The organism is Pseudomonas sp. PGPPP4 (genome assembly GCF_002256045.1).
GTDB lineage: Bacteria > Pseudomonadota > Gammaproteobacteria > Pseudomonadales > Pseudomonadaceae > Chryseomonas > Chryseomonas oryzihabitans.
Map to the genome: position 1 here is coordinate 15634 of NZ_NKID01000015.1, position 13621 is coordinate 29254.

Consider the following 13621-nt stretch of genomic DNA (forward strand, 5'->3'; position numbering starts at 1 on the left):
CTTACTGCGACTTGCGTACCCGTGAATACCACTCGGACAGCAGTCGCACCTGCTTCTCGGTGTACCCGCGCTGGACCATGCGGGTGACGAAGTCGCTGTGCTTCTGCTGGTCTTCCTTGCTGGCCTTGGCATTGAAGCTGATGACCGGCAAGAGCTCCTCGGTGTTGGAGAACATCTTCTTCTCGATCACCGCGCGCAGCTTCTCGTAGGACAGCCAACTCGGATTCTTGCCGTTATTGTTGGCACGGGCGCGCAACACGAAGTTGACGATCTCGTTGCGGAAATCCTTCGGATTGCTGATGCCGGCCGGTTTCTCGATCTTTTCCAGTTCCTCGTTGAGGGAGGCGCGATTGAGGATCTCGCCGGTTTCCGGGTCGCGGTATTCCTGATCCTGGATCCAGAAGTCGGCATAGAGCACATAGCGGTCGAAGATGTTCTGGCCGTATTCGCTGTAGGACTCGAGGTAGGCGGTCTGGATCTCCTTGCCGATGAATTCCACGTAGCGCGGCGCCAGGTATTCCTTGATGAATCTCATGTAGCGCTCGCGGGTCTCGGCCGGGAACTGCTCGGCTTCGATCTGCTGCTCCAGCACATAGAGCAGGTGCACCGGGTTGGCCGCGATCTCGTTGGCGTCGAAGTTGAACACCCGCGAGAGGATCTTGAAGGCGAAGCGGGTCGAGAGGCCGTTCATGCCCTCGTCGACGCCGGCGCTGTCGCGGTATTCCTGGATCGACTTGGCCTTGGGATCGGTGTCCTTGAGATTCTCGCCGTCGTAGACGCGCATCTTCGAATAGATGTTGGAGTTTTCCGGTTCCTTGAGCCGTGAGAGCACCGAGAACTGGGCCAGCATCTTCAGGGTATCCGGCGCGCAATGGGCGTTGGCCAGGGAGCTGTTGACCAGGAGCTTGTCGTAGATGTGGATCTCGTCGGAGACGCGCAGGCAATAGGGCACCTTGACGATGTAGATCCGGTCGATGAAGGCCTCGTTGTTCTTGTTGTTGCGGAAGGTGTGCCACTCGGATTCGTTGGAGTGGGCCAGGATGATGCCGCTGTAGGGCAGGGCGCCGAGGCCTTCGGTGCTGTTGTAGTTGCCTTCCTGGGTCGCGGTCAGCAGGGGGTGCAGGACCTTGATCGGGGCCTTGAACATCTCCACGAATTCCATCAGGCCCTGGTTGGCACGGCACAGGGCGCCGGAATAGCTGTAGGCATCCGCATCGTTCTGCGGGTATTCCTCCAGCTTGCGGATGTCCACCTTGCCCACCAGGGCGGAGATGTCCTGGTTGTTCTCGTCGCCCGGCTCGGTCTTGGCGATGGCGATCTGGTTGAGGATGGAGGGGTAGAGCTTGACCACCCGGAACTTGCTGATGTCGCCGCCGAATTCCTGCAGGCGCTTGGCCGCCCAGGGCGACATGATGCTGCGCAGGTAGTGGCGGGGAATGCCGTAGTCCTCTTCGAGGATCTGGCCGTCTTCGTCGGGATTGAACAGCCCGAGGGGCGATTCGAATACCGGCGAGCCCTTGATGGCGTAGAAGGGGATCTTCTCGATCAGGTGCTTGAGTTTCTCCGCGAGGGACGACTTGCCGCCGCCCACCGGGCCGAGCAGATAGAGGATCTGCTTCTTCTCTTCCAGCCCCTGCGCCGCATGGCGGAAGTAGGACACGATCTGCTCGATGCAGTCTTCCATGCCATGGAAGTCGGCAAAGGCCGGATAGCGGCGGATGACCTTGTTGGAAAAGATGCGCGACAGGCGTGAATCACTGGTGGTGTCCACCAGTTCGGGTTCGCCGATGGCCATGAGCATGCGCTCGGCGGCACTGGCAAAGGCGGTACGATCCTTCTTGCAGATCTCAAGGTATTCCTGAAGGGAATACTCTTCCTGGCGAGTCGCTTCAAAACGCCCCTGGAAGTGACTGAAAATGCTCATGACGTCTCCTCGCTGGATACCCTGGACCAGCTTGGAATCGATGCCTGGAGCCTTGCCTTGCTGCCGGTGGGGAGCGGTCATGCCGGGCGACGAAAGATAACGTCTCTAATACCTTCGCGGTCGTCTTGCCTAATCGATCCTTACACGCCTGCAGAATAGGGTTGGGTTTCGAGAGACGCACGAAGGAGACCGATGGAAACGGTCCCCCTGGAATTCCCCCGAATCTCCAGTGGTTACACCGATGGTCCAAAGCCGGTTATCGAGCCCGCCGTTTCCGGGGGCCTGATTCCAGAATAGTCCTATCTGCGAGATGTGGAAGAGCCAATTCGGTTTATTCTTGTAACGACAGCGTCAATCGGCTGTGCTAGCAGCCCGCTCAGGCCTGACCGCTGGCGGTCTCGTCGGGATAGCGGGTGCGCCAGTTTTCGAAGCCACCGTCGACGCTGTAGACCTGGCTGAAGCCCTGGCCGGCGAGGAAGGCGGCTGCGCTCTGGCTGGAGTGGCCGTGGTAGCAGAACACCAGCAGCGGCGCGTCCAGATCGGCGGCGGCGATGAAGTCGTGGATGTTCTGGTTGTCGAGCCGTTGCGCCCCGGCGACGTGCAGGGAGGCGTAGCTGTGCGGATCGCGGATGTCGACGATCTGGGCGCCCTGGCTGCGCAGCTCCAGGGCCCGCTCGGGGGAGATACAGGTGAATTCGCTCATTTCTTCTCCTTGCAACTGCAGAGATGACGGCGGTTGCCGTCGACGTCGAGCAGGGTCATGTCGCCGCCCCAGACGCAGCCGCTGTCGAGGGCCTCGACATTGGGCGCCGCGCAGCGACCCTTGAGCGCGGCCCAGTGGCCGAACAGGATGCGCACGTCGCGGGTCAGCCGGTGCTCATGGCTGAACCAGGGGGCGAAGCCGGCCGGTGCGCTGTCCAGGCCTTCCTTGCTCTTGAATTCCAGACGACCTTCGGGGCTGCAGAATCTCATGCGCGTCAGGTAGTTGGTGATCAGGCGCAGGCGTTCCTGGCCCTGGAGATCATCTTGCCAGAGCGCCGGCTCGTTGCCATACATCTGCTCGAGAAAGGGCACATGGGCCTGGTCATCGCGCAACACGGCTTCCACTTCGCCGGCCAGGCTGATGGCCAGGTCCAGGGTCCACTGCGGCGGCAGGCCGGCATGGACCAGCACGCAATTGCGCGCGGCATCGTGCTGGATCAGCGGCAGGTGGCGCAGCCAGTGCAGCAATTCGTCGCGATCGGGGGCGGCGAGGATGTCGCTCAGGGTGTCCTGTTTCTTCAGCTTGGCGCCGCCCAAGGCCACCGCCAGCAGGTGCAGGTCATGGTTGCCCAGGACGCTGACCAGCGAATCGCGCATCGCATACAGGTATCTCAGGGTTTCCAGAGATTGCGGGCCGCGATTGACCAGATCCCCTACCAGCCAGAGGCGGTCCTGCGCAGGATCGAAGCGGACCTCGTCGAGGAGGCATTTGAGCGGGTCGAGGCAACCTTGCAGATCGCCAACGGCGTACAGCGTCATCGGGACTCCTAGTGCAGCGAGCCGGGTACGGCCAGGCGGAAGGTGGGGATGGCGGCTTCGAAGAGATGGCCATCGCTGGCGACCATCTGGTAGCTGCCCCTCATGCTGCCGACCTGGGTCGGCATCAGGGTGCCGCTGGAGTAGCTGTGGGTTTCGCCCGGGGCGATCAGCGGCTGCTCGCCCACCACGCCCGGTCCGCGCACTTCCTGCGCCTCGCCATTGCCATCGGTGATGATCCAGTGGCGGCTGAGCAGCTGCGCCGGCAGCTGGCCGTCGTTGCGGATGCTCACGTCGTAGGCGAAGGCGTAGCGCTCCTGGCTGGCACTGGATTGCTCGGGCAGGTAGCGGGTGGTGACCTGCACGGTGATGAGATAGCGCGGATCGGGCTCGGTCACGGGAGAATTCTCTGCGGAGGCGGGTGGAAAGGCTTCAGCTGGACGCCAGCTGGTTGGCCAGGCGCACATAGGCGGCCAGGTCCAGCTGCTCGGGGCGCAGCCCCGGATCGACGTCGGCGGCCTCGATGGCGGCGCTGTCCAGAGTACCCTTGAGGGTGTTCCTGAGGGTCTTGCGGCGCTGGCCGAAGGCCTCGCGGACGACGCGCTCCAGCAGGACCGGATCGCGGGCCACGTGGGGCCGCTCGGTATGGGGCACCAGGCGCACGATGGCCGAATCCACCTTGGGCGGCGGATTGAAGGCGCCCGGGCCGACATTGAACAGGTGCTCCACGCGGCAGTGGTATTGCACCATGATCGACAACCGGCCCCAGTCGCCATTGCCCGGCACCGCGGCCAGGCGTTCCACCACTTCCTTCTGCAGCATGAAGTGCATGTCGGCGATGATGTCGGCGAAGCTGAGCAGGTGGAAGATCAGCGGCGTGGAGATGTTGTAGGGCAGATTGCCCACCACCCGCAGTCTATCGCCGGCGGCGATGCTGGAGAGGTCGTATTTCATGGCGTCACCCTGGTGCAGGGTGAACAGCGGATTGAGGCCGAACTTGAGTCGGAGCAGGGGAATCAGGTCCTGGTCCAGCTCGATGACGTCGAGCCGGGCACCGCTGCCGAGCAGGCCCTCGGTCAGGGCGCCCTGCCCCGGGCCGATTTCCAGCAGACGCTCGCCGGGTCGCCCGTGGATGGCGCGCAGGATGCGATGGATCACCCCGGCGTCGTGCAGGAAATTCTGGCCGAACCTCTTGCGGGCGCGGTGTTGGTAGAGCTCGGTCATCAGGTGCTCCGGCGCAGGCAGCGGGCCTGCGATTTCAAGACGGCAAAGACCTACCAGTTTAGCAGACCCTTGGCCGTCACCGGAGCGCTCAGAGTCTCTTCATAACCTGCTGCGCGTCGGCCAAACTGCGTTGAAAAGACCTTCGGAATGCTCATTTACCATTCGTAAACTCCGCTTCCTCAGGGCTTTTCGCCTTGTTTGGCTCTAGCTCGCGAGGTTATGAATAGCCTCTTAGGTCACCGAGCGGCGATGGGCCGCCATGCTGTAGGCGGTCTCCAGGGCCACCTTCAGACTGCCGGTGTCGATGCGTCCGCTGCCGGCCAGATCGAGGGCGGTGCCATGGTCGACCGAGGTGCGGATGATCGGCAGGCCCAGGGTCACGTTGACCGCGGCGCCGAAACCCTTGTGCTTGAGCACCGGCAGGCCCTGGTCGTGGTACATGGCCAGGACGGCATCGCAGTGCTCGAGGTGCTTGGGGGTGAAGAGGGTGTCGGCGGGCAGCGGTCCGACGAGGTCGAGGCCTTCGGCGCGCAGGCTGTCCAGCGCCGGCTCGATGATCTCGATCTCTTCCCGGCCCAGATGACCGCCTTCGCCGGCATGGGGATTGAGACCGCAGACCAGGATGCGTGGGCGGGCCACGCCGAAATAGCGCTGCAGATCGCCATGCAGGATGCGGGTCACGTCCAGCAGCGTCTGGCGGTCGATGGCATCGGCCACCTCGCGCAGCGGCAGATGGGTGGTGACCAGGGCCACTCTCAGGCCGGCGGTCGCCAGCAGCATCACCACCTGCGGGGTGTGGGTCAGTTCGGCGAGAAATTCGGTATGGCCGGAAAAGGCCACGCCCCCGTCGTTGATCACGCCCTTGTGCACCGGCGCGGTGATCATGCCGGCGAAGGTGCCGTCGAGGCAGCCCTGGCCGGCGCGCGTCAGGGTGTCCAGGACATAGGCGGCATTGGCGGTGTCGAGCAGGCCGGTCACCACCGGCGCACCCAGCGGGGTGTCCCAGACATAGAGGGCGCCGGCGGGGGCCGGACGGTCGGGCCAGGCCGCAGGGGCGACCGTGATGAGCTCGATGGCGAGTCCCAGTTCGAGCGCGCGGGCGGCCAGGAGGTCGCGGCTGGCGATGGCGATCAGGGCGTGGGGCTGGGCCACGCGGGCCAGCAGCAGGCAGAGGTCGGGACCGATACCGGCGGGCTCACCGGGGGTCAGGGCGAAGCGCAGGGCCATGGCGGGCTCCGGAAACGAGAAGGCCGCAGGGGGTGCCTGCGGCCTCGGGGTTACTGCTTGATCTCGACGTAGGCTTCGTCGCGGATCTGCCGCAACCAGGTCTGCAGCTCCTGGTCGTACTTGCGGCTACGCAGGAGATTCAACGCCTGCTGCTCGCGGGCCTGCTGGGTGTTGTCGGTGGCCCGACGGCCCAGGACTTCCAGGATGTGCCAGCCGAAGGCGGTGCGGAATGGCTGCGACAGCTGGTTGACCGGCGAATTGTTCATGACCTCGCGGAATTCCGGCACCAGGGATTCCGGATTGATCCAGCCCAGGTCGCCGCCATTGAGCGCGGATCCCGGATCTTCCGAGAAGCTCTTGGCCAGGGTGGCGAAGCTCTCGCCGTTCTGGATGCGCTCGCGCAGGCGCGCGGCCAGGCGCTGGGTCTCGGCATCGCTGCGCACGGCATTGGGCTTGAGCAAGATGTGCCGGACGTGCACCTCGTCGACGATGCTGGCCTCGCCACCGCGCTTCTCTTCCACCTTGAGGATCACGAAGCCGCCGGGTACGCGCACGGGCTGGGTGATGCCGCCGACGCCGACACTGCCGATCAGGCGGTCGAAGGGCGGGGGCAGCTGGGCAGCCTTGCGCCAGCCGATCTCGCCACCGTCGAGGGCGTTGTCCCCGGCCGAGCGGGCGATGGCCAGCTGGTTGAAGTCGGCGCCCTGACGCAGCTGGTTGTAGGTGTCCTGGGCCTGGCGCGCGGCGGCGTCGAGACCGGCATTGCCGGCATTGTCGGCTACCGGGATCAGGATGTTGGCCAGCCGGTATTCTTCGGACAGCTGCAACTTGCCCAGGTCCGAGGCGAGGAAGTTCTGCACCTCCTGCTGGGTGACCTGCACGCGCTGACCGACCTGACGCTGGCGCACCCGGCTGATCATCATCTCGCGCCGGACCTGCTCGCGCGCCGCATCGTAGGAGAGACCGTCGCGGGCCAGGGCCTGGCGGAATTCGGCCACGCTCAGGCCATTGCGCTGGGCGATGGTGGCGACGGCCTGATTGAGTTCCTCGTCGGAGATCTTCACGCCCATGCGGCCGGCCAGCTGCATCTGGATGTCTTCTAGGATCAGCCGCTCGAGCACCTGCTGGCGCAATTCGCTTTCCGGCGGCGCCGCGGCGCCGCGGCGGGTGATGTTCTGCTTGACCTCGTTGAGTCGCTGATCGAGCTGGCTCTGCATGACCACGTCGTTGTCGACGATGGCCACGACCTTGTCCAGCGGTACCACGGCAGCCTGAGCCAGGGGGGTGAGGGCGAGCGCCGCGCCCAGGGCGAGCGGGCGCAGGGCGTTACATAGCTTGGTCTTCACGTTCACGATAGCCTTGAATGCCTCTGTCCAGGAAGCCTTCGGTCTTGCCGCCGAAGACGTTGCCGAGTCCCTTGAGCACGATCTGCAGGAAGATCCCGCGATCGGCTTCGGAGCTCTGGGCGGTGTAGAAGACGTCGTCTTCGCTCTTGAGCCAGTAGCGGCTGATCAGGCGCAGCTTCCAGCAGCAGTTGTCGTACTCGAAGCCACCGAAGGCTTCCAGGGTACGGCTCTTGTTGTAGTCGAACTGCCAGCGGGCGATGGCGGACCACTGGGGCACGATCGGCCAGATGAAGGAGATGTCGTGCTGGTCGACCTTGTAGTCGTCGCTGTTGTAGGTGAAGCGGCCGAAGTTCGGATCGAACACCCGGACGTTGTCACGATAGCGATAGCCGACGTTGAGGATCTTGCCCGGCTCGGCTTCCGGCTGGTAGTGGAACATGACGCTGCCGGAGTCGGTCTGGTGCAGGGTCGGATCCCAGTTGAATTCGCCGTTCACGCGCCAGTCGCGGTTGAAGCGATACATGCCAGCCAGGGCATAGGGCGAACGCGAGGTGGTGGCCTGGGGATTGTCGATGTTCTGACCCAGGCTGCGGGCATAGGCCAGGTCGTCCTTGGTCAGGCCGGGCAGCTGGACATCGCGGTCGCGGAAGTAGAACAGCTGGCCGAAGCTGACGTTGGCGCGCTCGAAGCCGTTGGGCTCGATGAAGCGGCTGGTGGCACCCAGGGCCAGCTGGTTGGCGTCGCCGATGCGGTCGCGACCGGTGAAGCGGTTGTCGCGCCACAGCGAGCTGTAGCTGAAGGTGTATTCGCCGGTATCGAACACTGGCAGATCGTCCTGGTCGCGATAGGGTACATAGAGGTACTTGGCGCGGGGTTCCAGGGTCTGCTTGCCGCCTTCGCCGAACAGATTCGAGGTGCGGTCGAAGTAGAGGCCGCTGTCGAGACTGAAGATCGGCACCGAACGGGTCGGGCTGTCGTTGAAGCTGGTCACGCTGGAGCCGGCCGACCGGCGACGGCCAGTCGCGGCAACGGTTGCTGCATCGTTCGCGTTCGACAATGAAGTATCAAGGTCAGCTTGCCCGGTGCTGTCCAGGTCCAGGTCGTAGCGGGTGTAGGCATAGCGCAGCGACGGCGTCAGGAAACCCCAGGACGCGGTCATCGGGCGGGCGATGCCCGGCTCGACGTGGTAGCGATTGCCTTCGGCGCGGGTCAGGCCGAAGAGATTGACGTCCGGGCGCTTGCGCTCATTGATGCGATTGCCGTTGTCGTCCAGGTCGAAGTAGGTGTTGTCGTCGAAGCTGCGGGTGAAGCGCACCGCCTCGGTGTCGTAGGTGAAGTCCAGGCCGCCCGGGTTGTAGGGCAGGGCGCCGGTCAGGGTCAGCTGCGGCAGGCGGTTGTAGGGCGTCACGTCGGAAACCGTGGCCAGCTGGTAGGCCTGGGCGTTGAGGCCGGCGACGAAGGTGTCGCCACGGTAGGTCAGGCGGCCCTGCTGGTTGACGTAGGTCGGCTTGTTGATGCCGAGGTCGGTGTCCAGGTCCTGGAAGTAGTAGGGATCGCTGATGCGGGTGTAGTCGACCTCGGCCATCAGGCGCGAATCCAGGCCGCTGCGGTTCTTCCAGCCGTACAGCCAGCGGTTGTCGGTGGCTTCCGGTTCGCCCTCGTGCTCCGGATCGGTGTCCTTGAGGTAGGAACCGTAGACCTCGCCTTCGCTGCTGCGGGTCAGGTAGCGGAAGTCACCCTCGGTCTGCAGGCCATGCTTGGCCATGTAGCGCGGATAGAGGGTGGCGTCATAGTTGGGCGCCAGGTTGAAGTAGTAGGGCGTGGTGATCGCGAAGCCGGTGTCGCTGGAGGTGCTGATCGAGGGCGCCAGGAAGCCGGACTGCCGACGGTCGTCGATCGGGAAGTAGATGAAGGGCGTATAGAGGACCGGAATGTCCTTGACCCGCAGCGTGGCGTTGGTCGCATAACCCAGGCCAGTGGCCGGGTTCAGGGTCACGGTGTTGCCCTTGACCTGCCAGGCGTTGCTGCCCGGTTCGCAGGTGGTGTAGGTGCCATCCTTGAGGCGGATGATGGCGTCGTCGCCACGCTTGGCATAGAGCGCGCTGCCGCGGGCGCGGCTCTGGTGCATGACGAATTCGGCGTTGTCGACCTGGACCTGGCCGTTGTCCAGCTGCAGATCGGCCTTGTCGCCGACCATCAGCAGGCCATTGTCGCGGAATTTGACGTTGCCCTTAAGCTCGCCGCGATTCTCCAGCTGGTGCAGGTTGGCTTCCTGGGATTCCACCTGCATGCCGCCCTGCCGCAGTACCACGTCGCCGGCCAGGGTGGCGACCTGCTGCTCCTGCTCGTAGCGCGAGGCCTTGGCCGAGACGTAGGTCGGAGCCTTGGACGTCGGGGTGTCGTCGTACATGCCCGGGCGCTGCGGCTCGACATAGGCGCCACTGCAGTAGGGGCCGGTCTCGGCCAGCTGGGCCGGGGTCAGCTGATCGCGCGGGACCCAGTCCAGGTGGCTGTAGTCGGCGCTGCGGGACTTGAGGGCACGACCCTTGCTCTCGGTCACCAGCACGGCATCGTCGCCCTTGCGGGCGGCCGGCTCGGCGGCGACGCCCTGGGTCTCGCCCTTGCTGGGACGGGGCGGGATGGCCGCGGTCGGTGCCTGGGTGTTGCAAGACCAGCCACCACCGGCGCCGGCACTGCAGCTGAACTGCTCGGCGGGTGCGGCGATAAGGGCGGTGACGGGCTGCATGGCGAGCAGGCTGCCGGTTACCAAGAGGGGGAATTTTCTGCGAAACGCGGGGGTTTTCACGGCCATCCTTAAAGTCGTCCTGCACGCCGGCCATTAAGGGGCCGCGGCCTCTCGATGGGCTCAAAAAGATAGCGGATAATAAAACATGACCTGCGCATCGGCTAGGGCCGGGGGATCCGCTGTAAATGACTGAAGATGTTCGCTTAAACCAGATAGAAGACTGGCTGACCACCGTTCTACCGGAAATTTTCCGGGAGCAGGCCTGGGGTGAGGTGCCCGCGGGCAGCCTGACCGCGGCCAGCAGCGATGCCAGCTTTCGCCGTTATTTCCGCTGGGCGGGCGAGGGCCGCAGCCTGATCGTGATGGATGCGCCGCCGCCGCAGGAGGACTGCCGTCCGTTCGTCCAGGTGGCCGCGCTGCTGGCCGCCGCCGGGGTCCATGTGCCGCGCATCCTGGCCCAGGATCTGGAGCGGGGATTCCTGCTGCTGAGCGACCTCGGCACCCTGACCTACCTGGAGGTGATCAATGCGGCCAATGCCGACGATTATTTCCAGGCGGCCATCGACGCCTTGCTGGCTTTTCAGGGCAAGCAGCCGACGAACGGCAGCCTGCCGCTCTACGACAGGGCTCTGCTCGCCCGCGAGTTGAGTCTGTTTCCGGAGTGGTACGTGGGCCGCGAGCTTGACACGACCTTGAGCGCCAGCCAGCTCGAGCGCTGGCAGGCCATCTGCGAGGTGCTGATCGACAGCGCCCTGGCGCAACCCCAGGTGCTGGTCCATCGGGACTTCATGCCGCGCAACCTGATGCTCAGCACGCCCAATCCGGGGGTACTGGACTTCCAGGATGCGGTCATCGGCCCGGTGACCTATGACATCACCAGCCTGTTCAAGGACGCCTTCCTCAGCTGGCCGGAGCCGCTGGTGCAGCGCTGGCTGCTGGGCTACTGGGAGCAGGCCCGCGCCGCCGGCATTCCGGTGCAGGCCGAGTTCGCCGATTTCCAGCGGGCCTCGGACCTGATGGGCGTGCAGCGCCATCTCAAGGTAATGGGCATCTTCGCCCGCATCTGGCACCGCGACGGCAAGCCGCGCTATGTCGCCGACACCCCGCGCTTTCTCGACTATATCCGTACCGTGGTGGCGCGCCGCCCCGAGCTGGCCGGCCTCGGCGCCTTGCTCGACGAGCTGCATGCCGAGCGGGCCGAGGCATGAAGGCCATGATCCTGGCGGCGGGCAAGGGCGAGCGGATGCGACCCCTGACGCTGAGCCTGCCCAAGCCGCTGATCGAGGTGAACGGCCGGCCGCTGATCGAGCACCACATCCGGGCCCTGGCGGCGGCGGGCATCACCGAGCTGGTGATCAATCACGCCTGGCTGGGCGCCCAGCTGGAAGCCGCCCTGGGCGATGGCAGTCCGCTGGGGGTCGCCATCCGCTTCTCCCCCGAGGGTGAGCCGCTGGAAACCGGGGGCGGCATCTTTCGCGCGCTGCCGCTGCTGGGCAGCGCGCCTTTCGTGCTGGTCAACGGCGACATCCGTACCGACTTCGCCTTTGGCAGCCTGGCCCTGCCGGCCGGTTGCCTGGCGCACCTGGTGCTGGTCGACAATCCGCTGCATCACCCGAGCGGCGACTTCGGCCTGGTGGACGGGCGGATCACCCTGGACGCCCCGGAGAAGCTCACCTACAGCGGCATCGCCGTGCTTCATCCGCACCTGTTCGCCAGTTGCACGGCCGGAGCCTTCAAGCTGGTGGACGTGCTGCGGCCGGCCATTGCCGCCGGGCAGGTCTCGGGCCAGCGACTGGACGGTCGCTGGGTGGACGTCGGTACCCTGGAGCGGCTGGCGGAAGCGGAGCGGCTGTTCGAGGCGGCTTCTTGAAGATCTGGTTCTGGCCGCTGACGCTGCTGGGTTTCCTGGCCGGCTGGGCGGTGGCCAGCATTCCCGGTGCGCTGCTGGTGGCGCTGCTCGCCCATGCCGGCGAGCGGCAACTGGGGCTGACCTCCCTGGCGGGCTGGAAGGCGCGCTGGCAGGGGCGCCCCGGTCGCTTCGAGCACCAGGCGCAATTCCAGATGCTCGGCCGGCTGGCCAAGCGCGGCGGGCGGGTGCTGACCGCCCACATCCGCCAGGCCGAAGGCGAGATCGAGCGTCTGGGGCTGGGCGCCGACGACCGCAAGAAGGCCATCGCCGCCTTCGAGCAGGGCAAGGGTGGCACCCTGCCGTCGACGGCCGATCTGCAGCGCCTCAGCGAGCGCAGCGAAGGCATCCTGCGCGCCTGCTGGCGCATGGTCTGGATCAGCGGCAGCGTGCGCCCCGGCGATCGCGACGAGATCCTCGGCTGGGGCCAGGCGATGGGCCTGGCCGAAGCCCAGGTGCTTGCCTTGCAGCCGCCGGTACAGACGGCGCCACGCCAGCCCAGCAACGAAGAAAAGTATCGCAAGGCGCTGCAGTTGCTCGGCGTCACCGATGACGCCGACGCCGCCACGGTCAAGCAGGCCTATCGGCGGCTGCTCTCGCGCCATCACCCCGACAAGAAAGCCGGCGCCGGGGCCGGCCAGTCGGCGGTCTATGCCGCTGCCCAGCGCACCGCCGAGCTGCATGCCGCCTACCAGGTGATCAAGACGCGGCGGGGCTTCCGCTAGCGGCCGGTGGCAGCCGATCCAGCCAGGCGCGCAGGCGACGGACGATCTGTTCCTGCTCGGCGGCCCGGTCGCCGGGAATCACCGGCAGATCGATCTGCCGATAGCCCTTGTTGGCCTTTTGCGCCGCGCGTTCCTTGCGCCGCTGGGCGGCCGCTCCGGGGGCGTGCACCAGGTCGGCGATCTGCAGGTCGGTCTTGCCCATGGTGGCGTCCAGCCGCGGCGGCATGCCCTGGGGTTCGCGGGCGTCGATGAGCACCAGTTGCTTGACCTCGGCCGGTTCCTTTTCCGCCAGATAGCGCGCCGCCCAGTAGGCGCCGGTGCCGTGACCGACCAGCACGATGGGGCTGGCGCCCTGTTGCAGCGCCAGGTCGATGCCGGCGGCGATGCGCGCCAGTACCCGGGTGGCCTGGGCATTGGCCGCGGCTTCGGGATCCACCGGTGCGACCGCCGCCTGGGCCGGTTCGCCGCTGCCGGCTTCGGCCTGGGTCGGGGCGGCGGGCGCCGTACCGCTGCCGCCGGTCACCGGCGGTGCTGCCTGCTCGCTGTTGGCCTGGGCGTCGGTGTCCGCCGGCGCGGTGTCCCGCTCGATCGCCACCACGGGGTCATAGGGATCGGGCAGGCTCAGGCTGATGGTCTGCCAGCCGAAGGTGGGCAACTGCTGGCGCACGGGCGCCACCACATTGGGCCAGTCGGCCGATTCGCCATCGCCCGGCACCAGCACCACCGTTCCGGCGGCCTTGGCCCGGGCGGCGGGCACTAGCAGGGCGAGAAAGGATTCGTCGCCAGCCTGCAGGGTCTTCTGCTGCTCGGCGGGCAGTTGCCGCATCAGCGCCTGCTGCTGCTCCTGGCTGCGCTCCAACGCCGGGGCCACGGCGGCCGGCGCCGCCGGCGTTTCCGGTGCCGGGGTGGGCGCCTCTTCGGCAAGCACCGGGGCGGCAAGGCCGAGCAGGAGGAGGCAGAGCGGCAGCAGGGCGGGCGACGACATCGACGGGAATCCTCGACAGG

At 66.0% G+C, this 13621-nt stretch carries 12 protein-coding genes; 3 read left to right on the forward strand and 9 right to left on the reverse strand.

What is annotated here, in order from left to right; all coding sequences use genetic code 11:
- Position 1: 1 nt before the first annotated feature.
- The 8 genes from CFE50_RS20490 to CFE50_RS20525 all read right to left on the reverse strand — a co-directional run bounded on the left by CFE50_RS20490 (position 2) and on the right by CFE50_RS20525 (position 10051).
- Entirely contained in the window at positions 2–1924 is a 1923-nt protein-coding gene (locus CFE50_RS20490) for a PrkA family serine protein kinase (protein WP_241807799.1), read from the reverse strand.
- 376 nt (positions 1925–2300) lie between these two features.
- Positions 2301–2627: a thiosulfate sulfurtransferase GlpE gene (glpE, locus tag CFE50_RS20495; RefSeq protein WP_027597514.1), complete on the reverse strand. Its 327-nt coding sequence runs from the start codon at positions 2625–2627 to the stop codon at positions 2301–2303.
- Entirely contained in the window at positions 2624–3445 is an 822-nt protein-coding gene (locus CFE50_RS20500; RefSeq protein ID WP_286737095.1) for a symmetrical bis(5'-nucleosyl)-tetraphosphatase, read from the reverse strand. Before CFE50_RS20500 ends, glpE begins: the two co-directional genes overlap by 4 nt.
- A gap of 8 nt (positions 3446–3453) precedes the next feature.
- Positions 3454–3840: a Co2+/Mg2+ efflux facilitator ApaG/CorD gene (gene apaG, locus CFE50_RS20505; protein ID WP_007159739.1), complete on the reverse strand. Its 387-nt coding sequence runs from the start codon at positions 3838–3840 to the stop codon at positions 3454–3456.
- Between the two features lie 34 nt (positions 3841–3874).
- On the reverse strand, positions 3875–4666 hold the full coding sequence (rsmA, locus tag CFE50_RS20510) for a 16S rRNA (adenine(1518)-N(6)/adenine(1519)-N(6))-dimethyltransferase RsmA (protein ID WP_017640354.1): 792 nt from the start codon (positions 4664–4666) through the stop codon (positions 3875–3877).
- Between the two features lie 231 nt (positions 4667–4897).
- Positions 4898–5893, reverse strand: a complete 996-nt coding sequence (pdxA, locus tag CFE50_RS20515) for a 4-hydroxythreonine-4-phosphate dehydrogenase PdxA (RefSeq protein ID WP_286737096.1) — start codon at positions 5891–5893, stop codon at positions 4898–4900.
- Between the two features lie 50 nt (positions 5894–5943).
- Positions 5944–7239 (reverse strand): peptidylprolyl isomerase, encoded by a 1296-nt coding sequence (locus tag CFE50_RS20520; RefSeq protein ID WP_027597518.1) that lies wholly within the window; start codon positions 7237–7239, stop codon positions 5944–5946.
- Positions 7220–10051: an LPS-assembly protein LptD gene (locus CFE50_RS20525; protein WP_286737097.1), complete on the reverse strand. Its 2832-nt coding sequence runs from the start codon at positions 10049–10051 to the stop codon at positions 7220–7222. The genes CFE50_RS20520 and CFE50_RS20525 overlap by 20 nt, the downstream gene beginning before the upstream one ends.
- Positions 10052–10170: 119 nt before the next feature.
- Between CFE50_RS20525 and CFE50_RS20530 the strand changes: the two genes are divergently transcribed.
- The 3 genes from CFE50_RS20530 to CFE50_RS20540 are packed head-to-tail and all read left to right on the forward strand — an operon-like array spanning position 10171 to position 12616.
- A complete protein-coding gene (locus CFE50_RS20530; RefSeq protein ID WP_286737098.1) occupies positions 10171–11193 on the forward strand; it encodes an aminoglycoside phosphotransferase family protein in 1023 nt (340 codons plus the stop codon).
- Positions 11190–11855 carry an N-acetylmuramate alpha-1-phosphate uridylyltransferase MurU gene (murU, locus tag CFE50_RS20535; RefSeq protein ID WP_108581588.1) on the forward strand — a complete coding sequence of 222 codons (666 nt, stop codon included), beginning with the start codon at positions 11190–11192 and terminating at the stop codon, positions 11853–11855. Before CFE50_RS20530 ends, murU begins: the two co-directional genes overlap by 4 nt.
- Positions 11852–12616: a DnaJ domain-containing protein gene (locus CFE50_RS20540; RefSeq protein WP_027600733.1), complete on the forward strand. Its 765-nt coding sequence runs from the start codon at positions 11852–11854 to the stop codon at positions 12614–12616. Before murU ends, CFE50_RS20540 begins: the two co-directional genes overlap by 4 nt.
- Here CFE50_RS20540 and CFE50_RS20545 read toward each other — a convergent pair.
- A complete protein-coding gene (locus CFE50_RS20545; protein ID WP_286737099.1) occupies positions 12591–13601 on the reverse strand; it encodes a DUF3530 family protein in 1011 nt (336 codons plus the stop codon). The genes CFE50_RS20540 and CFE50_RS20545 overlap by 26 nt on opposite strands.
- Positions 13602–13621: the final 20 nt, after the last annotated feature.

Bases quoted from the DNA above. Each gene is read 5' to 3' on its own strand.
- CFE50_RS20490 (WP_241807799.1), bottom strand. From the start codon at position 1,924: ATGAGCATTTTCAGTCACTTCCAGGGGCGTTTTGAAGCGACTCGCCAG.
- glpE (WP_027597514.1), bottom strand. From the start codon at position 2,627: ATGAGCGAATTCACCTGTATCTCCCCCGAGCGGGCCCTGGAGCTGCGC.
- CFE50_RS20500 (WP_286737095.1), bottom strand. From the start codon at position 3,445: ATGACGCTGTACGCCGTTGGCGATCTGCAAGGTTGCCTCGACCCGCTC.
- rsmA (WP_017640354.1), bottom strand. From the start codon at position 4,666: ATGACCGAGCTCTACCAACACCGCGCCCGCAAGAGGTTCGGCCAGAAT.
- pdxA (WP_286737096.1), bottom strand. From the start codon at position 5,893: ATGGCCCTGCGCTTCGCCCTGACCCCCGGTGAGCCCGCCGGTATCGGT.
- CFE50_RS20525 (WP_286737097.1), bottom strand. From the start codon at position 10,051: ATGGCCGTGAAAACCCCCGCGTTTCGCAGAAAATTCCCCCTCTTGGTA.
- CFE50_RS20530 (WP_286737098.1), top strand. From the start codon at position 10,171: ATGACTGAAGATGTTCGCTTAAACCAGATAGAAGACTGGCTGACCACC.
- murU (WP_108581588.1), top strand. From the start codon at position 11,190: ATGAAGGCCATGATCCTGGCGGCGGGCAAGGGCGAGCGGATGCGACCC.
- CFE50_RS20545 (WP_286737099.1), bottom strand. From the start codon at position 13,601: ATGTCGTCGCCCGCCCTGCTGCCGCTCTGCCTCCTCCTGCTCGGCCTT.